The 20,336-nt window shown below is 60.7% G+C and carries 20 protein-coding genes; 17 read left to right on the forward strand and 3 right to left on the reverse strand.

Annotation, left to right across the window (positions count from 1 at the left end):
- Window positions 1-53 precede the first annotated feature (53 nt).
- From HER32_RS17765 to HER32_RS17800, 8 genes are all read left to right on the forward strand, one after another.
- Complete coding sequence (locus HER32_RS17765; protein ID WP_168682848.1) at window positions 54-1,454, forward strand: sensor histidine kinase; 1,401 nt, start codon at window positions 54-56, stop codon at window positions 1,452-1,454.
- 122 nt (window positions 1,455-1,576) lie between these two features.
- Window positions 1,577-3,193, forward strand: a complete 1,617-nt coding sequence (locus HER32_RS17770; protein ID WP_317169646.1) for a SulP family inorganic anion transporter — start codon at window positions 1,577-1,579, stop codon at window positions 3,191-3,193.
- A 54-nt stretch (window positions 3,194-3,247) separates the two neighbouring features.
- Window positions 3,248-4,012, forward strand: coding sequence for a carbonic anhydrase (locus tag HER32_RS17775; protein WP_168682849.1), 765 nt, complete (start codon window positions 3,248-3,250; stop codon window positions 4,010-4,012).
- A 295-nt stretch (window positions 4,013-4,307) separates the two neighbouring features.
- Window positions 4,308-5,099 carry a PhzF family phenazine biosynthesis protein gene (locus HER32_RS17780; protein WP_168682850.1) on the forward strand — a complete coding sequence of 264 codons (792 nt, stop codon included), beginning with the start codon at window positions 4,308-4,310 and terminating at the stop codon, window positions 5,097-5,099.
- Window positions 5,100-5,108: 9 nt separating this feature from the next.
- Window positions 5,109-5,498 carry a DoxX-like family protein gene (locus HER32_RS17785; RefSeq protein ID WP_168682851.1) on the forward strand — a complete coding sequence of 130 codons (390 nt, stop codon included), beginning with the start codon at window positions 5,109-5,111 and terminating at the stop codon, window positions 5,496-5,498.
- 5 nt (window positions 5,499-5,503) lie between these two features.
- Window positions 5,504-6,133, forward strand: a complete 630-nt coding sequence (locus HER32_RS17790) for a DUF2071 domain-containing protein (RefSeq protein WP_232066298.1) — start codon at window positions 5,504-5,506, stop codon at window positions 6,131-6,133.
- 69 nt (window positions 6,134-6,202) lie between these two features.
- Window positions 6,203-6,964, forward strand: a complete 762-nt coding sequence (locus tag HER32_RS17795) for a class I SAM-dependent methyltransferase (protein ID WP_168682852.1) — start codon at window positions 6,203-6,205, stop codon at window positions 6,962-6,964.
- Window positions 6,948-7,343: a hypothetical protein gene (locus HER32_RS17800; protein ID WP_168682853.1), complete on the forward strand. Its 396-nt coding sequence runs from the start codon at window positions 6,948-6,950 to the stop codon at window positions 7,341-7,343. Before HER32_RS17795 ends, HER32_RS17800 begins: the two co-directional genes overlap by 17 nt.
- A gap of 30 nt (window positions 7,344-7,373) precedes the next feature.
- On the opposite strand, the gene ruvC is transcribed toward HER32_RS17800, so the two are convergent.
- Window positions 7,374-8,012 carry a crossover junction endodeoxyribonuclease RuvC gene (gene ruvC, locus HER32_RS17805; RefSeq protein WP_149070417.1) on the reverse strand — a complete coding sequence of 213 codons (639 nt, stop codon included), beginning with the start codon at window positions 8,010-8,012 and terminating at the stop codon, window positions 7,374-7,376.
- 91 nt (window positions 8,013-8,103) lie between these two features.
- Here ruvC and HER32_RS17810 point away from each other — a divergent pair, with 91 nt between their 5' ends.
- The 5 genes from HER32_RS17810 to HER32_RS17830 all read left to right on the forward strand — a co-directional run bounded on the left by HER32_RS17810 (window position 8,104) and on the right by HER32_RS17830 (window position 13,278).
- Window positions 8,104-9,135 carry a YbhN family protein gene (locus tag HER32_RS17810; RefSeq protein WP_232066299.1) on the forward strand — a complete coding sequence of 344 codons (1,032 nt, stop codon included), beginning with the start codon at window positions 8,104-8,106 and terminating at the stop codon, window positions 9,133-9,135.
- The gene (locus HER32_RS17815; protein WP_168682854.1) at window positions 9,132-10,274 is read left to right on the forward strand and encodes a glycosyltransferase; all 1,143 of its coding nucleotides are present in this window, start codon (window positions 9,132-9,134) and stop codon (window positions 10,272-10,274) included. The genes HER32_RS17810 and HER32_RS17815 overlap by 4 nt, the downstream gene beginning before the upstream one ends.
- 184 nt (window positions 10,275-10,458) lie before the next feature.
- Window positions 10,459-10,716: a MarR family transcriptional regulator gene (locus tag HER32_RS17820; RefSeq protein ID WP_168682855.1), complete on the forward strand. Its 258-nt coding sequence runs from the start codon at window positions 10,459-10,461 to the stop codon at window positions 10,714-10,716.
- Between the two features lie 2 nt (window positions 10,717-10,718).
- Entirely contained in the window at window positions 10,719-11,900 is a 1,182-nt protein-coding gene (locus HER32_RS17825; RefSeq protein ID WP_149070414.1) for an ABC transporter permease, read from the forward strand.
- A gap of 136 nt (window positions 11,901-12,036) precedes the next feature.
- Window positions 12,037-13,278, forward strand: a complete 1,242-nt coding sequence (locus tag HER32_RS17830) for a PP2C family protein-serine/threonine phosphatase (RefSeq protein ID WP_168682856.1) — start codon at window positions 12,037-12,039, stop codon at window positions 13,276-13,278.
- A gap of 51 nt (window positions 13,279-13,329) precedes the next feature.
- On the opposite strand, the gene HER32_RS17835 is transcribed toward HER32_RS17830, so the two are convergent.
- Together HER32_RS17835 and HER32_RS17840 are read right to left on the reverse strand one after the other, a co-directional pair.
- On the reverse strand, window positions 13,330-14,787 hold the full coding sequence (locus tag HER32_RS17835) for an O-antigen ligase family protein (RefSeq protein WP_168682857.1): 1,458 nt from the start codon (window positions 14,785-14,787) through the stop codon (window positions 13,330-13,332).
- Window positions 14,784-15,857 (reverse strand): hypothetical protein, encoded by a 1,074-nt coding sequence (locus HER32_RS17840; RefSeq protein WP_168682858.1) that lies wholly within the window; start codon window positions 15,855-15,857, stop codon window positions 14,784-14,786. The genes HER32_RS17835 and HER32_RS17840 overlap by 4 nt, the downstream gene beginning before the upstream one ends.
- A gap of 126 nt (window positions 15,858-15,983) precedes the next feature.
- Between HER32_RS17840 and HER32_RS17845 the strand changes: the two genes are divergently transcribed.
- From HER32_RS17845 to HER32_RS17860, 4 genes are all read left to right on the forward strand, one after another.
- Window positions 15,984-17,444 carry a polysaccharide biosynthesis C-terminal domain-containing protein gene (locus HER32_RS17845; RefSeq protein WP_168682859.1) on the forward strand — a complete coding sequence of 487 codons (1,461 nt, stop codon included), beginning with the start codon at window positions 15,984-15,986 and terminating at the stop codon, window positions 17,442-17,444.
- A 38-nt stretch (window positions 17,445-17,482) separates the two neighbouring features.
- Window positions 17,483-18,415: an FkbM family methyltransferase gene (locus HER32_RS17850; RefSeq protein WP_168682860.1), complete on the forward strand. Its 933-nt coding sequence runs from the start codon at window positions 17,483-17,485 to the stop codon at window positions 18,413-18,415.
- Between the two features lie 26 nt (window positions 18,416-18,441).
- On the forward strand, window positions 18,442-19,587 hold the full coding sequence (locus HER32_RS17855) for a glycosyltransferase family 4 protein (protein WP_168682861.1): 1,146 nt from the start codon (window positions 18,442-18,444) through the stop codon (window positions 19,585-19,587).
- A 114-nt stretch (window positions 19,588-19,701) separates the two neighbouring features.
- Complete coding sequence (locus HER32_RS17860) at window positions 19,702-20,334, forward strand: polysaccharide deacetylase family protein (RefSeq protein ID WP_232066300.1); 633 nt, start codon at window positions 19,702-19,704, stop codon at window positions 20,332-20,334.
- The last annotated feature ends 2 nt before the right edge of the window (window positions 20,335-20,336 follow it).

Raw genomic sequence — 20,336 nt, forward strand, 5'->3', positions numbered from 1 at the left:
CGAGTCAACCATCCAGCCATCCATTTCCTCATGCTTGAAAGCCACGTACTCTCATGACGATACGGATGCGGCTGGCGCTGCAGTTTGGAATAATCCTGGCCGTGACGCTGATGCTGTTTTCGGCGGTGGTGTACTATTTCAGCTACCGTACCGGGCGTGCGGCCTTCACCAACAGCCTGTTTGCGCGGGCCCTGGTAGTGGGCCACGTGTATGCCGACGGTGCCAACCGCACCGACGAAGCCAGCCGGGTCTCGTACCGACGCTACCTGCGCCAGTTTTACCGCACCCTGCCCGAGGAAGAAGTGCGCGTCTACGATGAAAACTTCCGGTTGGTATTTCGCGAGGGGGCTTCACCCCGGGGAGTGGTTCCGCCGGCGCGCCTGCGGTCCGTACAGCAGTCGGGGCAGGAAGTGTGGCTGGAGCCCAACTACTACCAGATGGTAGGTCGGCGCTACCACGACCGGCAGCGGCAGCGTACGTTCATCATCATTGCCTCTTCGGTTGATACTGACCATGCCGAGCAACTCCAAAGTCTGCGCGTAATTCTGGCCGGGGGGTTGCTGGTAGCGCTGGTGCTGGTAGGCATTGGCGGCTGGTTTTTCGCGGGACAGGCATTGCGGCCCATGCAGCGCATGGTGCAGGAAGTAGATGGTATTACCGGGTCCGATCTGCACCGCCGGCTCACGCAGGACAAGGAAGGGCAGGACGAGGTGTCGCACTTGGCGCAACGCTTCAACCGCTTGCTCGACCGGCTGGAAACGGCGTTTGTGGGCCAGCGCACGTTTGTGCGGGATGCTTCGCACGAGCTGCGCACCCCGCTCACCTCGCTTATCGGGGAGCTGGAAGTGGCTCTGCTGCAGGAGCGCCCGGCCGCCGAATACCGCCGCGTGCTGCAAAGCACCCTGGATGCCGCCCGCCTGCTCAAGGACCTAACCAACGGCCTGCTGCAAATAGCCCGCGCCTCCAACGACCCTTCCCAGATAGCCCGCACCACCGTGCGCCTTGATGAGCTGCTGCTGCAGGCCCACGAAGAAATGCAGCGCCGCCACCCCACCAGCCGCATCGACCTGGAGTTCCCCGAATCTGCAGGCCCGGCAACTACGCCTTATCTGGTGTGGGGCAACGAAGCCTTGTTGCTTTCAGCCATGCTCAACGTGCTGGAAAATGCCTGTAAGTTTTCGGGCGAGGCCGGTCACCCGGTGGTAGCCAGCCTAAGCACGCAAGCCGGCCGGGTAAGCCTGCAGGTGCACGACCAAGGCGTGGGTATGAGCGAAGCCGACCGGCAGCAGGTATTCGTGCCATTTTTTCGGGCCGAGTCGGTCCGCACGGTGCCTGGGCACGGCATTGGGTTACCGCTCACAGCCAAGATTATGGACCTGCACGGCGGCGCCATTCAGGTGCAGAGCGAGTTGGGAAAAGGTACCCGGGTTCGGCTGGAGCTGCCACTAGCCTAGAAAGCAGCGTCATTTAATGCATTTTTAATTCTCTTTTAACTACGACTTAACGCCGGAGCGGTACCCTTGTATTTATTCCTGTCAGAAAATCCACGTTTGGGTTTCCCTTCTGCTACTTATACATGGTTTCCTCCACTATCTCGCCCGCCCCGCCCACGGCAGCCTCGCCGATGGCGAGTCCGCCCCGTTCCCCGTTTAGCTCAATCTCCAGCGATGCTCCGGCTGGGTTGGTGGTCTTCCTGGTAGCACTGCCCCTGTGTTTGGGTATTGCCCTGGCCTCGGGAGCACCGCTGCTTTCGGGCATCATTGCCGGCATGGTGGGTGGGCTGGTTGTGGCCTGGATTAGTGGTTCGCAGCTAAGCGTGAGCGGCCCGGCCGCGGGCCTTACCGCCATCATCGTCACGGCTATCCAAACGCTGGGCTCCTTTGAGGCGCTGTTGGCTTCCGTGGTTGTAGCCGGCTGCATTCAGATCTTGCTGGGCGTGCTACGGGCCGGGTTTATTGCGCTATACTTCCCCTCGTCCGTTATCCGGGGCATGCTGGCTGCCATTGGCCTCATTCTGATTCTCAAGCAGATACCCCACTTTCTTGGGGCCGACGCCGACTATTTCGAGGACATGATGTTCCTGCAGTTTGATGGCCAGAACACCTTCTCTGCCATTCAACACGCACTGCAGGCCATCAGCCCCGGCTCGGCCCTGATTGGGGTAATTTCGCTTAGCTTGCTGCTTCTTTGGGACAACGTACTGGCCAAAAAAGTAAAGGCCCTGCGGCTGGTGCCGGCGGCGCTGGTGGTGGTGGTGCTGTCCATCGGCCTGAATGCTCTGTTCGACTCCGCCGCCCCAACCCTGCGCATCCGGCCGGAGCACCTGGTGCAGCTGCCCATCATCAACTCCTTCACCGATTTCCTGGCTACCTTCACCATGCCCGATTGGTCGGCTTTTTCGCGACCGGTGGTGTATCAGGTGGCTTTTACTATTGCCATTGTGGCCTCGCTGGAGAGCTTGCTCAGCGTAGAAGCCGTCGATAAACTCGACCCGCACAAACGGGTGACCCCGCCCAACCGTGAGCTAATTGCCCAAGGCATCGGCAACACGGTGAGCGGCTTGTTAGGCGGCCTGCCCCTCACGGCCGTTATCGTACGCAGCTCAGCCAACATCAATGCCGGAGGCCAGACGCGCATGTCATCATTTCTGCATGGCTTGCTGCTGCTGGTGAGCCTGCTGTTTTTGGGTTCCGTACTCAACTACATTCCCCTAGCCGCGCTGGCGGCCGTCCTGCTGGTGGTGGGCTTCCGGCTCACCCGTCCGGCGCTGTACCGCGCGCAGTTTAAGCTGGGCTGGCAGCAGTTTCTCCCGTTTGTGGTTACGGTGCTGGCTATTCTGTTTACTGACCTGCTCAAAGGTGTAACCGTGGGGCTGGTCGTGGGTATTTTCTTTGTATTGAAGGCCAACTACGAGCAGGCGTTCTTTCTGCGCGGGGCGGGCGCTGCACCGCACGCGGCCGACACTATTTACCTGAAACTGGCTGAGCAGGTGTCTTTTCTGAACAAAGCCAGCATTGTGAAGGTATTGATGGAGCTGCCCGAAAACTCCCACGTGGTTATCGACGGCTCATCTTCCGCCTCCATCGATTATGACGTGTTGGAAGCAATTGAGAACTTTCGCACTTCTGCGCCCGACCGGGGCATCCGTCTGGAGCTGATAGCCGTACCTCAGGTGGGCGTCATGGGCCACTAGTGCATGGCTCCAGCAAAGCCCCGCGCTTCTCACTATCATTTCTTTTCTTCCCAAATGAAAGGCATCGAATCCATCCTGGACAATAACCGCAAGTGGGTAAAAACCATGCGCGCCTCCGATCCGGACTTTTTTAACCGCCTGGCTAACGGCCAGAAACCCCGCTACCTGTTCATTGGCTGCTCCGACTCCCGCGTGCCCGGCAGCGCCATCACCGGCACCGGCCCGGGCGAGATGTTCACGCACCGCAACATCGCTAACATGGTAGTCAACACCGATTTTAACCTGCTTTCGGTTCTGCAGTACGCAGTTGAAGTACTGGGCGTGCAGGATATTATGGTGGTGGGGCACTACGGCTGCGGCGGCGTGGCCGCGGCGGCCAGCAACAAGCAATACGGCCTGATCGACAACTGGCTGACGAACATCCGCGACGTTATCCGGGTGCACGAGACCGAGTTGCTGCGTATTTCCGATGAAGATGCCCGGCTGCGCCGCTTGGTAGAGCTGAACGTAGTGGAGCAAGTACGAAACCTGGCTAAAACCAGCATCATTCAGAACGCCCGCAAGCGAAAAAACCCGCCCCGTCTGCACGGCTTGGTGTACGATATTAAAGAAGGCCTGCTGAAAGACCTACAGGTAGAAGACGACCTGATCCAGGAGCTCGAGCATATTTACGGCACTAAAACCGATGCCGAGCACGCCCAGGACGAGCATGAGCAGTACGCTGAGCGAGTGTTGGAAGAGCAGGTGGATAAGCAGCTAACCGACGAAATAGCGGCGGCTATCAAGCCGGCCAACCAGAAAGTGAAAGTCGAGAAATAGGAGAAGGAGAGCTCCGAAAAAGCCCTGGCTGATTTTCTACCTGCAACACAGGAAAGAAATCGGCCAGGGCTTTTTGCTGCAGTTCTGTGTAGCGTCCCCCAAAGACATCCACCCTTGGCTGCCCGCACTCCTAATATAAGGTTTTAGCAGGCCTGCTGCCGAAAAAGGGGGCAGTAAAGCAGTAAAGAGGAAGACACAAAGAAGGCTTGGCAAGGCCAATTAACTTAAACTAGCAAGAAGCCGTAGCTTCGCCCACCCGGCTATGTCCGGAGTAGTGGAGCTTCTCTCTTTGTCTATGGCACTTCCAATTTATCAGGTCGACGCGTTTACGTCCACCATGTTTGCCGGCAATCCGGCCGCTGTTTGCCCTTTGCCCGCCTGGCTGCCTGCCGATACCATGCGCGCCATTGCCGCCGAGAATAACCTGGCCGAAACAGCTTTCTTCGTGGCCCGGGGTGGGCAGGAGTTCGATATCCGGTGGTTTACGCCGGCCGTGGAAGTAGAGCTCTGCGGCCACGCTACTTTGGCCTCAGCCCACGTGCTTTACCAGCACCTAGGGTTTGAGGGCACCGAAATTGTGTTTCATAGCCAGAGTGGCCCCTTGCGCGTGAGCAAGGCCGAGGGCGGCCGCCTGACCCTAGACTTTCCGGCGCGCCCCCCGCACCCGCTGGCTACCCACCCCGACGGCCTGCTGGATGGCTTACGGGCTACTCCGCTTCAACTCCTGGCGGGTCCCGATCTGGTGTGCGTATTCAGTACCGAGGCGGAAGTGCGGGCTCTGCAGCCCGACATGGCCTACTTGGTCAAGGTGGAGTACCGCGCCGTCATTGCCACGGCCCCGGGCTCAGATGGAGTGGACTTCGTGTCGCGCTTTTTTGGTCCCCGCGTGGGCGTGCCCGAAGACCCCGTGACGGGGTCGGCGCATATCACGCTGGTGCCCTACTGGGCCGCCCGCCTCGGCAAAGCCCACCTGCACGCCCGCCAGGTTTCGGCCCGCAGCGGTGACCTGTGGTGCGAGCTGCGCGGGGACCGGGTGCTGATGAGCGGCCACGCCGTCACGTATCTGCGTGGGGAAATAGAAGTGTAGCTGCAGGGAATGAAGCGAAAGGAGCAGTGGCGGCGCGGGCTTAGGTACAGTATAGCGGCGGTATGGCTGGTGAATGGGTTGCTGTGCAAGGTGATGAACCTAGTGCCACGTCACGAGGCTATTGTAAGCCGGATTTTAGGTGCTACATATGCTACGCCTATCACCAAGCTAATCGGCGTGGCCGAAATTGGCATGGCCATTTGGGTGCTTAGTAAGCGCTGGATAAAGCTGAATACTGCTACTCAGATAGCACTGGTGCTGACCATGAACCTGCTGGAGTATTTTCTGGCAGCCGACTTACTGCTTTGGCACAGCTGGAATCTGGTTTTTGCGGGCTTATTTGCGTTATCGCTGTACTACTACGGCTTTGGGCTATCGACTGGGGTACATACAGATTAAGGTAAATGGCTACGAAACTTAGGCATCATCCTTTCGCTGTGGAGGCACTGCTGGCCCGAACGACGGTGCTGACCTATGCAGCTCCCGCCGCCGAGTTACAGCGGTTGCTGCCGGCGTGTCTCACGCCCGATGCGCTGGACGGCACGTGGGGCTTTGTAGCGGCCGCATTGGTACAAACTCATAACCTGCGACCAAAAGGCTTGCCTGCTTGGTTGGGCCAAAGCTTTTTTCTGATCGGGTACCGGGTATTTGTGCGCTATACTACGCCCGCTGGTAGGCGGCTACGCGGCCTGTATATTCTCAAATCAGAAACGGATAAGCGGCAAATGCAGTGGTTGGGCAATCTGTTTACGTCTTACCGTTACAGCGCCATTGACCTTGCGTACACGGCCACGGAAACCTCACTAGAGTTTATTTCGCGACGAGCAGATGTAGCCATTCAAGTAAGCCTGCTGCCGGAGGAGGTAGGGCTGCCAGCTACGTCTCCGTTCGGGAGCTGGCAGCAAGCCCGACGGTTTGCCGGCCCTTTGCCATTTACCTTTCATTGTGGAAGGTGTACGAGAGGCATGGCAGCCAAGACCCGTACAAGTGGAGCACGCGCGCGTGGGTTTTCTGACCCAGCTGCCCGTAAGTGAGTTGCGCCTGGCCAGCGCGTTTACGATGGAAAATATTCCTTACAGCTGGAAAAAAGGCCGGTCCGAACAATGGCGCGCATAAGAAAGCCAGCCGAGGGCGTCTGGAATATCGTTCGGTTCAATTGGCAATTCTACGCCTTAGCTGCTGGTGCCCTCTGCTTGCTGTTGGTGGCAGCCAGCTTGTATTTGGGCGTTCGGGCCTATGTTTTCGCGCTGGCAATGCTGCTCAGTATGCCGGTGGTGATTTCGCTGTTGGTATCTTACTACGTTTACGACTATTCCGGTTTATATTCCTTTGACTGGCTGACGATAGAGCAGCCTGCTACACCAGCAACTATCGTAAACATTCACGCCGGGTTTGATGAAACCAGCCACTTACTGCGCGAAAAATTCCCACTAGCAAACTTGCGTGTTTTCGACTTCTACGACCCGGCGCTGCACACCGAACTGTCCATCCGGCGGGCCCGTGTGGCGTGCGCGCCATTTCCCGGGACGGAGTCCGTCCAGCCGCACGCGCTGCCCCTGACACGAGCCTCTGCCGATTGGGTATTTGTTTTATTATCGGCCCATGAAATTCGGCAGCCAGTTCAACGGGTGGCTTTTCTCAAGGAATTGCGGCGTGTTCTTCAGCCCCAAGGGAAGTTGATTGTGGTGGAGCACTTGCGCGACCCGGCAAACTTTATGGCCTACACCATCGGGTTTCTGCATTTTTACTCTCGCACTACTTGGTTGAATGCATTTCAACAGGCGCGCTTTCAACTGCTTCAGGAAAAGAAAATAACACCGTTCGTTTCGGCCTTTACCTTGCAAGCTGATGGAACTGCAGCTTAGAATCATTGGGGCTTCGCTGGTATTACTGGCGATGCTTCACGCTGGCTTTCCCCGCTACTTCAACTGGGCGGGTGAGCTGAAACCGTTGAGCTTAATCAACCGGCAGATGATGTATGTGCATACGCTCTTTATTGCCTTGGTAGTCCTGCTAATGGGGCTCTTATGCATAAGCTGCGCTCCGGACCTCCTTCATACTCGTCTGGGGCACGGCGTAGCGCTAGGCTTGGGCGTTTTCTGGCTGGTTCGTCTGGTTGTGCAGTTTTTCGGTTATTCCGCAGAGTTGTGGCGTGGCAAGCGGTTTGAAACCACCGTTCACGTGGTGTTTTCGTTGCTCTGGCTGTACCTGACCAGTTTTTTCTTTCTGGTTTATTGGCAGTAGTGCATACTGCAGGTAGCGCGGAGTTATCGTCTACGCAGCGGGCTTCTTGCGGGCGGCGGCCAGTTTTTTACCGGCCACCGGGGCCGCGAGCTTGTCGGGATTATCGGCCAGGAACTTGCCCCAGCTTTTACCGCCGGCCTTCACGTTGTTGCCTTTCTGGTAGTGGTGGCAGAGGGCCACGCCCAGGGCATCGGTAGCATCCAGAAACTTAGAGGCCTCTTCAATGGGCGGCAGCCGCAGCGTTTGGCGCAGCATGTGGGCCACCTGCTCTTTGGTGGCATTGCCCGAGCCCGTTACGGCCTGCTTGACCTTGGTGGGGGCATACTCCACGTACGGAATCTGGCGTGACAGGCAGGCGGCAATGGCCACGCCCTGGGCCCGACCCAGCTTGAGCATACTCTGCACGTTTACGCCAAAGAACGGCGCTTCAATGGCCAGCTCATCGGGCAGAAACTCGTCGATCAGCTCCAGCATTCGCTCAAAAATCCGCTTGAGCTTGAGGGCGTGGTTGCTGCCGATCTTCTTCATGTCGATGACGTCGTAGCGCAGCACGGTTACCTGCTGGCCGCGCACTTCAATCACGGCGTAGCCCATAATCTGGGTGCCGGGGTCTACGCCCATGATGACTTTGGGCAGGAGCTCAGAAGCAGAGGCAAGGGGCAGAATCATAGGGAAAACAAGGGAGAGGCACCGCTATCTGGCGCGTTGTTGCGGCCGGCTGGATAACTTGCCAACTCAGTATAGGAAATTCGCCGCCATTTTGCCCCCCGACCACCTACAAAACTACGCACGAAAGCCCGAAGAACCCACAAGTCGCCGACGCGTCTGGGTAATCCTGGGCAAGCTGCTCATTACCGGGCTCACGCTGGCCTTGCTGTACCACTCCGTGGTGGCCGATGCGGCTACGGCCGCGGCCTGGCGCCAGCTGCTGCAGTCGGCCCTGACGGGGGAGGGGAGGGCACCCGTGCTGGCGGCTCTGGCCCTGGTTCCCGTCAACTGGGGGCTGGAGGCCTGGAAGTGGTGGCGGCTGGCCCGGCACCTTGAACCCGTGTCGTTCCGGCGGGCATTCCGGGCAGTGTTGGTTGGCCTTACGCTGGGCTTTGTCACGCCCAACCGGGTGGGCGACTACGCCGGCCGCATCATCGAGCTCAAAAGCCGTCGGCTTGATGCCCTGGGCGCCGTATTTCTGGGGCGCTACTGCCAGCTGGTTGCCACCGTGGTGGCTGGCTCGCTGGGGCTGCTGTACTTCCTGTTCACGTTCTACCTGCCTGGTTTTCCGGCTACCAAGCTGGGCCTGGTAGTGGCAGCCTTGTTTCTGAATCTGGCCGTGCTCGTACCGCTGTACCGGAGCCGACTGTTGCTGTCCCTGTTCACCATAGTGCGGCCTTTGCGGCGCTTCCGCCGCTACGTGGCCGTGATGCCCACGTACCCGGCGCGTCTGCTGTCGGCGGTGCTGGCCGGGGCCGGCCTCCGCTACGCCGTGTTCTGCCTGCAGTTTGGCCTGCTACTTTACGCGTATGGTGCCCGGCCTGCGGTAGGCCCCGCGCTGGCGGCCATTGCCGGCACGTTGCTGCTGAAGTCTTTGGTGCCCTCGCTCAATGCCCTGGCCGATGTGGGGGTGCGGGAGTTATCGGCCACGCATTTGTTTGGGCTGTTGGGCGAGCCGGTGCTGCCAGTGCTCAGCGCCAGCCTGAGTTTGTGGGTTATCAATATTGCCTTGCCCAGTGCCGCGGGGCTGCTGTTTGTAATGCGCCTGAAGGTTTTTCGCAAGCGTAAACCGACTACCTCATGATGAGCCTGCTCACGATGCTGGGGGTGGGGGTGGCTGCCGCTTATTTGGAGCAAATGGTCCGCTTCCGGCGGGCCTGGCAGCGCCTGTCAGTTAGCAGTGCCGTCCCGCCCGCAGCAGCCAGCGCGGCCCCGGCTTTTTCCGTGCTCATAGCAGCCCGCAACGAAGCCGAGAACCTGCCTAAGCTGATTGCCGACCTAGCCCAGCAGCACCCAGTGCCCGGAGGATTCGAGGTGCTGATTGTGGACGACCACTCCACCGATGCCACGGCAGCCCTGGTAACGCAGGCAGCGGCTACCGTGCCGTTTTCGCTGCGCTTACTGCGCCTAGCCGACGACCTCGCCAAGCCTTCCGGCAAGAAGGCCGCCATTACGGCTGCCATTGCGGCTGCTCAGGCTCCCTGGTTGCTGCTCACTGATGCCGACTGCCGCGTTTCGCCCGGCTGGGTAAGTGCCTTTTCCACCGAAGCCCGGCCCGAGGTGCAGTTTATCAGCGGGCCGGTGCTGCTTACCGGGGCTGGCTGGCTGGCTACGCTGCAAGGGCTGGAGCTGGCCGGGCTGGTTGGTGTAGGCGCTGCTTCCATCCAGCTGAATGCGCCCACCATGTGCAACGGGGCGAATCTGGCGTACCGGCGGGGCGCTTTCGAGGCTGTGCGGGGCTTTGCCGGCAACGAAGCCATTGCTAGCGGCGACGACGAGTTTCTGCTCCACAAGCTGCACCAGCAGTTTCCGGCCGGCATCCGGTTTCTCAAAACGCCCGAGGCCATTGTCCGGACAGCGGCGCAGCCTACGTTGCTGGACCTGCTGCGGCAGCGGGTGCGCTGGGCTAGCAAGTGGAAGCACTACCAAACGGCCGCGCCCCAGCATTTGGCCGTGGTGGTACTGCTGGCTAATCTGCTTTACCCGCTGGGGGCCTTACAATGGTGGTGGCGCCCACAGGATGGCCTCTGGATTCTGGGTGCGTGGTTGCTTAAGCTGCTGGGCGACGTTGTGTTTCTGAGCCCGGTGCTGCGGTTTCTGGGCCGACCCCGGTGGCTGAGGTGGGTGCCGGCGCTGCAGCTGGCCTACGGGCCCTACGCCTTACTGGTGGGGTTGTTGGGGTTGCGCGGGGGCTACGAGTGGAAAGGGCGGGAGGTGAAGTAAACGCACTAACTCAGGCGCTTTTTTCTGTTTCAGAAGAATTTTAGGGAGCAGCCCGGTTACTAGCTAGGCCGCCGCGAGGAGAAACTGTCCTCGCCGAAGTCGGCCCAGGCATAGCTGCTCCCTTATCTTGGCAGTGAATGACCGCCCAGTGCCCTATCTTTGTTTTCGCCCTTGCCTTCCTGCCGTGACTGACGCCGAATTCGACCTGCTCGACGAACTGTACTTCGTTTCCTCCTTCAACGACCTGGCCCAACGCACTGCCCTGCCCCCCGCGGAGCTTGATAAACAGCTGCGTAACCTGCTGGAGCAGGGCCTCGTGCGCCTCTACTGGCCCGATGCCGACACGGAACTGGCCTTCGAACCATCGTCGTTCGGCGCTATCAGCCGCGACTCCTTCTACCTGGCCTCCAAGGAAGGCTTGCTGCAACATAATACCCGGTAAGGATGGCTTCTCCTGCCTTGGTTCAGGCCGCTGCGCCGGTCCGCTCGCCGGGCTACTACGTGCGGAAACGGCTGCTGCAGAACCGGCCGGCCATGGCTGGGCTGCTGTTTATTGGCTTGTGCACCCTGGTAGCCGTGTTGGGCTACTGGATTTTGCCCGATAACTCGCCCTCGGCCAACAATAGCGTGGTGCAGCTGCAAAAGGAAGCGCCCGGCTTTCAGGCCACCTTGCTGCGCCTGCCCGTTGCCGACTCCTCGCGGGCGGCTTCTTCGGATAACCTCTTTCGGATCTGGTGGCAGGGGCAGGCCCCGCGCTTCCAGGAGGTGCCCATTGGCAGCTACCGGTTTCAGGGCGACTCCCTGCTAACCATGCCTTACCAAAACCACTCGGCCCTGGCCGATCAGGCCCAGCGGTACTCGCTGGCGGCGATGGTGGGGCAGGCGGGGCCAGCGGCTGAGCTGCGCCGTCGGGTAGAGCAGGAGCACATCATCCGGCGTACTTACTGGCTCGGCACCGATAAGGCGGGCCGGGATGAGCTCAGCCGCCTACTGCTGGGAACCCGGGTAAGCTTGGGCATTGGCTTGGTAGCCGTGCTGATTTCCCTGGCTCTGGGCATGCTCATCGGGGCGGTGGCCGGCTACGTAGGCGGCTGGGTAGATAGTGTGCTGCTGGGCCTGATGACGGTGGTGTGGAGCATACCGGGCATCATGCTCGTCATTGCTATTTCCCTGGCCCTCGACAGTAAAGGCGTCTGGACGTCTTTTGTGGCTGTGGGCCTCACCATGTGGGTAGATGTGGCCCGCGTGGTGCGCGGACAGATGCTGAGCTTGCGCGAAAAAACCTTTGTGGAGGCCGGCCGGGTGCTGGGCCTGCCCCAGAGCCGCCTGATTGCCCACCACCTGCTGCCCAACATGACGGGGCCGCTGATCGTCATTGCGACCAGCAACTTCGCGTCGGCCATTTTGCTGGAAGCGGGCCTGAGCTTTCTGGGGCTGGGCGTGCAACCCCCGGCGCCTTCCTGGGGCCTGATGGTAAACGAAGGTTTTCAGCTGCTGGGCACCAGCGCGGGCCTGTGGCTGACGCTCTTGCCCGGCCTGGCCATCAGCTTGCTGGTACTCAGCTTTAACCTGCTGGGCAACGGCCTGCGCGATGCTTACGACCCCAAAACCCCGCTGAATTCGTAGGAGAGTGTTTACTTGCGGGCCGCACCAGGAGCTGGCTGCTTCCCCTGCTGCTTGCGGAATGGGTTGTACTTTTGTCCTTTCGGACCGTGCTTCTGTATCTGCTCGTTCTTTTCCGCCGCCTTGTATTCTTCTGTATATGCCCGCCTCCGAACGCCTTATTTCCCTCGAAAAGCGGTTCTTTCTCAAGGAACGGGAATTGAATGCCCTGCTGGAAATTACCCAGGCCATCAACCTCGACTCCCCGGAGAATTCCCTGTACAAAATCTTTCAGTTCACGTTGCTGGGGCAGTTGAATATCCGGCGGCTGGTACTGTACGTGCGCGAAGAAGACCAGTGGCAGTGTGTGCTTTCCTTCGGGGCCGGGCTGCCCGATTTTCGGCGCATCCCGCTTCCGGAAGTGGCCCGGCAGAAGTGCACGCAGCTGGCTTGCCCGGTGCGCAGTCTGGAACTGGGACCGGAGTGGGACTTGCTCGAAACCATTATTCCGGTGGTGCAAAACGCCGAAGTGCTGGCCTATATTTTCATTGGCAATGTGCACGAAGACTACGAGCACGGGGAAGCCACCAAGTTTCTGGAAACGCTTAGCAACATCCTGCTATCAGCCATCCAGACGCGGCGCCTGGCCCGCCAGCGCGTAGCCGATGCCGCCATCCGCAAGGAAATTGAAATTGCCCAGGAAGTGCAGAGCATGCTCTTCCCGCAGAAGCTGCCCAACGATGCTTCCGTAGCCGTGCACGCCAGCTATGTACCTCACACAGCCGTAGGTGGCGACTACTACGACGTCGTGAGCCTCGACGCGGACCGGTTTCTGTTTTGCGTAGCCGACGTGTCGGGCAAGGGCGTGGCAGCATCCCTGCTGATGTCGAACTTTCAGGCGGGCTTGCGTACCCTGGTGCGGCAGCAGGTAGAGCTGGCCACCATCGTACACGAGCTCAACCACCTGATCTTCCGCAACTCCGGCGGCGATAAGTTTATTACGGTGTTCTTTGGGGTGTACGACCGCCGCACTCGCCATCTGCAGTACGTCAACGCCGGGCATAACGACCCCATTCTGGTCCCCGACTCCGGCCCCGTGAAGCTCCTGAAGGAAGGCACCATCATGCTGGGCGTGATGGATGATCTGCCGATGATGACGGTAGGCGAAACCATTGTGCCTCCACGCACCCTGCTGCTGAACTACACCGACGGCCTCACCGAAGTATTCAACGAGGCACAGGATGAGTTTGGGGAAGAAGGTGTAGTAGCCGCCTTGCGCCGGGGCCGCTACCTCCCGCTCACGCGCCTGCACACCGAGCTGCTGGCCGAAATCAAGGCCTTCAACGCCAAAGGCAGCCATTTCTCCGACGACATCACCATTCTGAGCTGCCGGTTTAAATAAGTTGCTAGTTGCTGGCTGCTTGTTATTCAGTGAATAACAAGCAGCCAGCAACTAGCAACTTTCCTTCTCGGGAATGGTCACGTCCAGCCGCATCAGAGCGGCCAGGGCGATGAAGAAGAAGGAGCCAATTTTGTCGACTTCCACCAGTTCATTAAGCAGTAGGTGGAAAACGATGATAAAGAACGATAAGCCGGCCGCCAGCACCAGCCGCCGATGCTCAGGGCGGGCACTGCGGTGGTAGAGGCGCTCCACCAGCAGCAGGGCTGTGCCTACCACCAGCACAAACAGGGCGCACCCCGGCACGCCCTGTTCCGCCAACAGCAGCAGAAAGTAGTTGTGGGTAGTAGAACGCTCGGGGTTGTCGCTCACGTACGTGCGGAACCCTTTGATAGTATAGCGCTTGTACTCAGGGTAAAACGTGCTGGGGCCGCTGCCCAACCAGGGCTTCTCGTGGGCCATGCGCGCCGCGGCTATCCAACGGTACAGCCGCTCCATACCCGATACGTCCTTGAGCTCATACGTCGCCTCCAAGTGTTTCTCAAAGTTTTGGCCGTTGAAGACCGTTTGCTCGAAATCGGGGGCGTAGCGCATAAAATTGCTTTGATAAGCAAAATAGCTTCCCGCCGCCACCGCCGCTACGGCAATGCCCATCAGCAGCCGCCGCGTCTGGCGCCAGCGCAGCACTAGGTAAAACCCGGCTGCAGCCGGCAACGACAAAAAGGAGGCCCGGGTATAGGACGTAATCAAGCCAAAAAACAGCAGCACAATGGCCGCCTGCCAGGCCCGGCGCGTGCGCCCGGGCAGAGCGGCCTGGGCCCCGTACAGTGCGTAGGGCAGGAGCAGAGCCAGCACAGTGGCGTAGGCCACGTGGTTGCGGTAAAAGGGCTGCAGCGCCGGGTGAATGGAGGCAAACCCGAAGCCTGTGCCTGCGTGCCGTACTACGGTATAGACCACCGTGAGGCACGCACTAAGGGTGTAAATGCCGCTCAGCTGCCAGAGCTTGGCAGGTTTCCGTAGCAGCAGCAGGGTGCCCAGCACAAAGGGAATCAGGTACCAGAGCTTGGCCAGCAGGAACTTCACCGACTTGACCGTATCGACGGAGGTGAGGGTGCTGGCCCCGGCCCAGAGTAACTGTAGCAGCAGCAGCGCCAGCAGGGGGTGCTGCCATTCCCGCGTGGTTAGCTCCTGCTGGCGGAAAAGCAGGGCCAGGGCCACGCAGGCCATGAGCACCAGCATAAGGGGCTCCGAGGGCACATCCATGGCCAGACCGCCGGGCAGCTGAAACTCGTGCGCAAACCCGAGCGTGAACAGAAACAGGTAAAAAACCAGCCGCCAGTCGAGCAGGATGATGGTCAGGGCCAGGATGCCCAGACCGGGCAGCAGCCCCCGGATGTCCCCGCGCAGCAGCCACCATGCCCCACCACCTACCAGCGTGAGTACGAAGGTGCCAAACACCAGAAACTCCGGGGCCGGGGCCCACCGCGGCAGGGTCAGGCGCGGCGGAATCATGCCGCCTGCGCTATGGCCCGGGGCGCGCGGTACCATTCCAGCGCGGCAATCAGCACCACCGACAAGCCCAGCGTAATGGCCACGCCGCCCAGCACAATCAGCCAGCGGATAGGGCGGGCTTTCTTGGTGGCCGGGTAGGCGGGCTGCACCACATATAAAGAAGAAATCCGGCTTTTCAGGGCTATGTCGGCGGCTTCATATTCGCCGTAGGCGTTAGCCATGCGGTTGGAAAGGTCCTTAAGTCGGGTTTCTAGCATCTGCACCGAGTCCAGCCCCTGCGCGTAGCCTTCCAGGTTGAAGCGGTTGCCGCTGTTGGTTTCCGTGAGTCCGCGCAAAGCCCGCCGCAGGCCGGCAATGGTAGCTGACGAGGCCCCGCTGCCTTCGGCCTGGCGCAGGGCGGCTTCCACCCGAATGACTTCCCGGGCCAGGTAGCGCGACTCTTCCTCCAGCCCGTAAATGCCGTAGTGGCGGCGCGCCTTCAGCATCTGCTGCTGGGTGCGGCGAAACGACTCATTCAGGTATTGGTAGCGGGTGCGGTAGAGGTCTAGCACTTTGCGGCGGTTATCCACGGTAAGCTGCTGGTTGATGGAGTCAATCAGGCCAACCATGGTATTGGCAATGCGCGCGGCCAGGTGCTTGTCGGTGTCCAGAAAAGTCAGCTCAATGGCGTCGCGCTCATTGTGCACGATGGACAGGTTGGAGTTGAACTCAAAGAGCACGTAGTTATCGGCCTCGTCGTTGCCGGGCGTGCCGGCGCGGTAGTGCTTGTATAGGTCGAACCGGCGGATCAGCGCTTCCGCCACGGGCTGCGACTGGCCGATGGTAATCACCCGGTCCAGGTCTTCGCCCCGGCCACCGGGGTCGAGGCGGCCCCCTTCGGCCAGGGTTCGGTCGGGGTCAATGGCCTGCGGATTGCTGGGAATAAACACCGCCGTAGACGCATACTCGTTGGGTAGCAGCAAGGCCACAATAGCGCTTACCACCAAGGCCAGTAAACCCGCTCCCAGCAACCACAATTTCCACCGATACAGGAGCGGCCACAAGCCAAACAAGGAATACCGAGACAGCATAATAATATGTAAGCAGTGACTGGCGCACGACCGGCGCTGCGGCACGCAAAACCGGACAAATATAGAAGAAAAATCCCCTGGCCGGGTTGCTGCACGGGCAAAGGAGCGGAGGTACTTTTCGTAGCTTTGCCCGCTTCTCCTCATTATCTACCCCCATCCGGTATCAAACGGTTTTTCGGAAATATCAGCCTCGTAGTACTGCTCAACCTGCTCGTTAAGCCGGGTTGGGTAGTGGTAGAAAACCTGGTACAGGACCGACTAGGCCACGCGGCCTACGGCACGTTTGCCGCGCTGCTGGCCCTTACTACCGTGCTGGCCCTACTTTCCGACCTGGGTCTGACGCACTCAACCGTGAAGCGCCTGGCCTCGGAGCCTGCCTACCTGGGGGAGGCGTTTCCTACGGTGCTGCCTTTGCGGCTGGGGCTCAACCTGCTGGCCCTGGTGATCATGGAAGGGGTAGGCCTGGCCTTAGGCTACCGGGGCGAGGCCCTGGGGCTGTTGGCGGCCATCGGCGGGAGTTTGCTGCTCACGCAGTACGCCCAGTTCCTGCGCGGCCCCCTGCAGGCGCAGCAGCGCTTTAATACCGATGCCCTACTCTCGGTGCTGGAAAAGGCTTTGCTGCTGGGCGTGGTGCTGGCGCTGCTGCCAATGGGCCTCTCGCTGGAGCGGTACGTGGGCGCCCGGCTAACGGTGGCAGCATTTACGGCTGTCCTTATTTACGGACTGCTTATGCGCCTGTACGGCTGGGTCCGGTACCGCTGGCAGTGGCCCGTTGCCCGGGCGGCCCTGGTTGATAGTCTGCCCTTTGCGCTCATTACTTTGCTCTACGGCGTGAATGAGCGCATCGACATGATTATGCTGGAGCGGCTGGCATCTCCTACGGAGGCGGGCTACTACGCCGGGGCCTACCGCTGGGTTGATGCCGTGATGATGTATATCTGGACCATCATGCCCTTGTTCTTTGCCCGGTTTGCCGCCGCCGTCGACGACCCCCAGGAGCAGGCCGCTTTGCTGCAGTTCGGGCAGCGCGTGGTGGCGGTGCCCATGCTGCTGGTGTGCGCTTTTGGTTTGTTTCAAGGGAAAGCCTTGTTCTGGCAGTTCCAGCACAGTGCTCCAGCCGAGGTGCAGCGCATGGCCTTGTGCGTGGGTATCCTGTTCCTGAATGTATTGGTGCATTCCTTGTTTGCCGTGTACGGGGCGCTGCTCAACAGCACCAACCACGTGCGGGCCGTAAGCCGGCTGGTGGTAGCCAGCATTGTGCTCAACGTGGGGCTGAACGTGGTGCTGCTGCCGCGGTTTGGGGCCGTAGCGGCAGCGGTAGATACCTTGCTGAGCGCCCTGCTGGTTTCGGGCGGGTACCTATGGCTGCTGTGGCGCCGCACCAAGGTGGCCATGCCCTGGGGCTTGCTGGGCCGGCTGCTAGCGGCCTTTGCGCTGCTGTGCCTGGGGTGGTACGGACTCCAGCAGCTAGACCTGCCTATGTCGTGGCTTACGGAAAGTGCATTGATGGGGGTGGCGCTGGCGGGTTTGGTTGTACTTTTGGGCATTGTGCGCGTGGCGGAGCTGCGGCGGCTATGGCCCCGGTAGCGGCTGCGTAGCCCAAAGCCCGCTTCTATTCCCGTTTCTTGACTACCACTTCCTCTTCCGCCACGCTGCTGCGTCGCCTGGATAAAATCGAGCAGCTGGCCCAGGCCGGCCGGTTGCGCCGCTTGTGGCACGCGCCGGCCCGCTACCTGTGGGCCCTGGGCTTTCGCACGTTTGTGTATGCCCACACCCACCGGGGCAAAGTGTGCCAGACGCCCACCTTCTTTGGGGTGCCCATGACGGTGGTGCTGCCCGCCGGCACCGACATCTACCTGCTGGGAGCCAAGTCCCACGGCTCGGAGCTGCGGCTGGCGCGGTTTCTTATCCGGGAACTGCAGCCCGGACAGCACTTCGTGGATGTAGGCGCCCACTTCGGGTATTTCACGCTGCTGGCCGCGCAGCTGGTAGGGGCCGCTGGGAGCGTGCGGGGCTTTGAGGCCGGCAGCCATACCTACGCCGTGCTTCAAGATAATGTGGCGGGCCAGGCCAATGTGCAGATCTTTCACCGGGCCGTATCAGATAAGGCCGAGCCAGTATCTTTTTATGAGTTTCCAGTCCAGTATAATGAGTTCAACTCCATGCACGTGGGCCAGTTTGAGCAGGAAACGTGGTTTGGAAGCTTCAAGCCCGCTTGTACCACGGTAGAAGCGGTTTCCCTGGATGAAGCCGTATACGCGGCTGGACCAGCGCCGCACATTATCAAGATTGACGTGGAGGGCGCCGAAGCTCAGGTGATTCGGGGGGCTGAGCATTTGCTGCGCCAGCAGGCTCCGCTCGTTATTCTGGAGTACCTGGCCCCAGCCCGGCACAACGCCAGCCACCGGGAAGCCGCAGCTTTATTGGCTGAACTGGGCTACCACCCGCACCGCCTCAATGATGCCGGCCGCCTGCAGCCCTGCCCCGACTTGGAAGCCTTCCTGCTCGAGCAGCAGCTTGACTCCGATAATTTCGTATTCAAGAAAACGCCGGCCTGATTTAACCGGCCCTGCGCTGCGCATTTGTGGAAATAGCCGTCAACACCCGCTTCCTGCTGCCCGGCGACAAGCTCGAGGGCATTGGGCGTTTCACGTATGAGACGCTCCGGCGGCTGGTGCAGCAGCACCCCGAGCATACGTTTCACTTTCTCTTCGACCGGCCCTTCGACGAGCGGTATCTTTTTGGGGCCAATGTGGTGCCGCACGTGCTGTATCCGCCGGCTCGCCACCCGCTGCTGTGGCTCACGTGGTTTGAGGGCGCGGTAGCGGTTTGGCTGCTGCGGCATCGGCCAGCCGTGCTGCTCAGCCCCGACGGCTACACCACCCTGGCCACCCGGGTACCGCGCGTAACCGTCATCCACGACTTGGCTTTTGAGCATTTTCCGCAGGATATTGACCGCCTGACCCGGCGCTATTATCAGTACTTCACGCCGCGCTTTGCCCGGGCCTCGGCGCGGGTGGTGGCCGTGTCGGAAGCCACGCGCCAGGATATCATGAGCACCTACGGGCTGTCGGGGGAGAGAATTCGGGTGGTGCCCAATGCGGCCGATGCCCACTTTCAGCCCCAGCTGGCGCCCGAGCAGCAGGCCACGCGGGAACGGTACAGCGCCGGCAAGCCTTACTTCTTGTTCGTGGGCGCCCTGCAGCCACGCAAAAACCTGGTAAACCTGCTGCGGGCCTTTGATGAGTTCAAGCAGCGTACCGGCGCGCCCACCAAGCTGCTGGTGGTTGGCCGCACCGCCTGGCAGGCCGGCCCCATCTTCGAAGTGTACCGCCACTTAGAGCACCGCCGCGATGTGCACCTGACCGGCCGCGTCACCGACGCCGAGCTGACGCAGCTGTACGCCGCCGCGCGGGCCACTGTGTATGTGCCGTATTTCGAGGGTTTCGGCATTCCCGTCATCGAGGCCCAGGCCTGCGGCTGCCCGGTCATCACCTCCAATTGCAGCTCTCTGCCGGAGGTTGCCGGGGGCGCGGCCCGCCTTGTCGACCCTTTCTCGGTAGCTTCCATTGCCGAGGCGCTGGGCGAGCTGCACGACGACGCGCCCCGTTGCGCCGCCCTGGCAGCATTGGGCCTGCAAAATGCTGCCCGCTACTCCTGGGACCACAGTGCCCGGCTCTTGTGGCAGGCGGTGGCGGAAGTGGTGGAGCCGGAAAGTCCTGCTGTCTAAGAAAGGCTGAGTACCTTCCGGGTCTTGATGGGGTAGTTTGCCCCCTGAAGCAGCCGGCAGCCCAGGGTAACCGGCCGTGCTTTTTTGTTTGCTATTGACTTTCAGCTTGCCCGTATGCGCCTGTACCGAATGCCTGAACCCTTGCGCCGCTTGCTGCCGGAATGCTGGTGGCAGATGCCCGCTACGGGCCGCACCCTGTACCTGACCTTCGACGACGGACCCATTCCGGAAGAAACGCCCTTCGTCCTCGAACAGCTGGCTCGCTTCGATGCCAAAGCCACGTTCTTCTGCGTGGGCGACAACGTAGTGCGCCACCCGGCCATAGCGCGGGCAGTGCTGGCGGCGGGCCACCGCCTGGCCAATCATACCCACCACCACCTCAGCGGCTGGACAACCCCACGAGCCGAGTACCTGGCAGATGTAGCCCGCTGCCAGGAGGCCCTGCTGGACGTGCTACCGGAACCTGAAGTCCGGCCCTTGCTGCGGCCGCCCTACGGGCGTATTACGCTGCCGCTGGCGCGCATTCTGAACGAACAGTACCAGCTGATTATGTGGGACGTGCTTACCTGCGACTACGACCACACTCTGGCGCCCGAGGACTGCCTGCAAACGGCCATTGGTTATTCCCGGCCCGGTTCTATTGTGGTGTTTCATGATAGCCTGAAAGCCAGCCGCAACCTGCGCTACGTGCTGCCGCGCTACCTGGAGCATTTCGCCGAGCAGGGCTTCACCTTCGCTGCTATCTAAGC

It is taken from the genome of Hymenobacter sp. BT18 (genome assembly GCF_012273015.1).
GTDB classification, from domain to species: Bacteria; Bacteroidota; Bacteroidia; order Cytophagales; family Hymenobacteraceae; genus Hymenobacter; species Hymenobacter lutimineralis.

Coding starts and splice junctions, on each gene's coding strand:
- HER32_RS17765 (WP_168682848.1), top strand. CDS start 54: ATGACGATACGGATGCGGCTGGCGCTGCAGTTTGGAATAATCCTGGCC.
- HER32_RS17770 (WP_317169646.1), top strand. CDS start 1,577: ATGGTTTCCTCCACTATCTCGCCCGCCCCGCCCACGGCAGCCTCGCCG.
- HER32_RS17775 (WP_168682849.1), top strand. CDS start 3,248: ATGAAAGGCATCGAATCCATCCTGGACAATAACCGCAAGTGGGTAAAA.
- HER32_RS17780 (WP_168682850.1), top strand. CDS start 4,308: ATGGCACTTCCAATTTATCAGGTCGACGCGTTTACGTCCACCATGTTT.
- HER32_RS17785 (WP_168682851.1), top strand. CDS start 5,109: ATGAAGCGAAAGGAGCAGTGGCGGCGCGGGCTTAGGTACAGTATAGCG.
- HER32_RS17790 (WP_232066298.1), top strand. CDS start 5,504: ATGGCTACGAAACTTAGGCATCATCCTTTCGCTGTGGAGGCACTGCTG.
- HER32_RS17795 (WP_168682852.1), top strand. CDS start 6,203: ATGGCGCGCATAAGAAAGCCAGCCGAGGGCGTCTGGAATATCGTTCGG.
- HER32_RS17800 (WP_168682853.1), top strand. CDS start 6,948: ATGGAACTGCAGCTTAGAATCATTGGGGCTTCGCTGGTATTACTGGCG.
- ruvC (WP_149070417.1), bottom strand. CDS start 8,012: ATGATTCTGCCCCTTGCCTCTGCTTCTGAGCTCCTGCCCAAAGTCATC.
- HER32_RS17815 (WP_168682854.1), top strand. CDS start 9,132: ATGATGAGCCTGCTCACGATGCTGGGGGTGGGGGTGGCTGCCGCTTAT.
- HER32_RS17825 (WP_149070414.1), top strand. CDS start 10,719: ATGGCTTCTCCTGCCTTGGTTCAGGCCGCTGCGCCGGTCCGCTCGCCG.
- HER32_RS17830 (WP_168682856.1), top strand. CDS start 12,037: ATGCCCGCCTCCGAACGCCTTATTTCCCTCGAAAAGCGGTTCTTTCTC.
- HER32_RS17835 (WP_168682857.1), bottom strand. CDS start 14,787: ATGATTCCGCCGCGCCTGACCCTGCCGCGGTGGGCCCCGGCCCCGGAG.
- HER32_RS17840 (WP_168682858.1), bottom strand. CDS start 15,857: ATGCTGTCTCGGTATTCCTTGTTTGGCTTGTGGCCGCTCCTGTATCGG.
- HER32_RS17860 (WP_232066300.1), top strand. CDS start 19,702: ATGCGCCTGTACCGAATGCCTGAACCCTTGCGCCGCTTGCTGCCGGAA.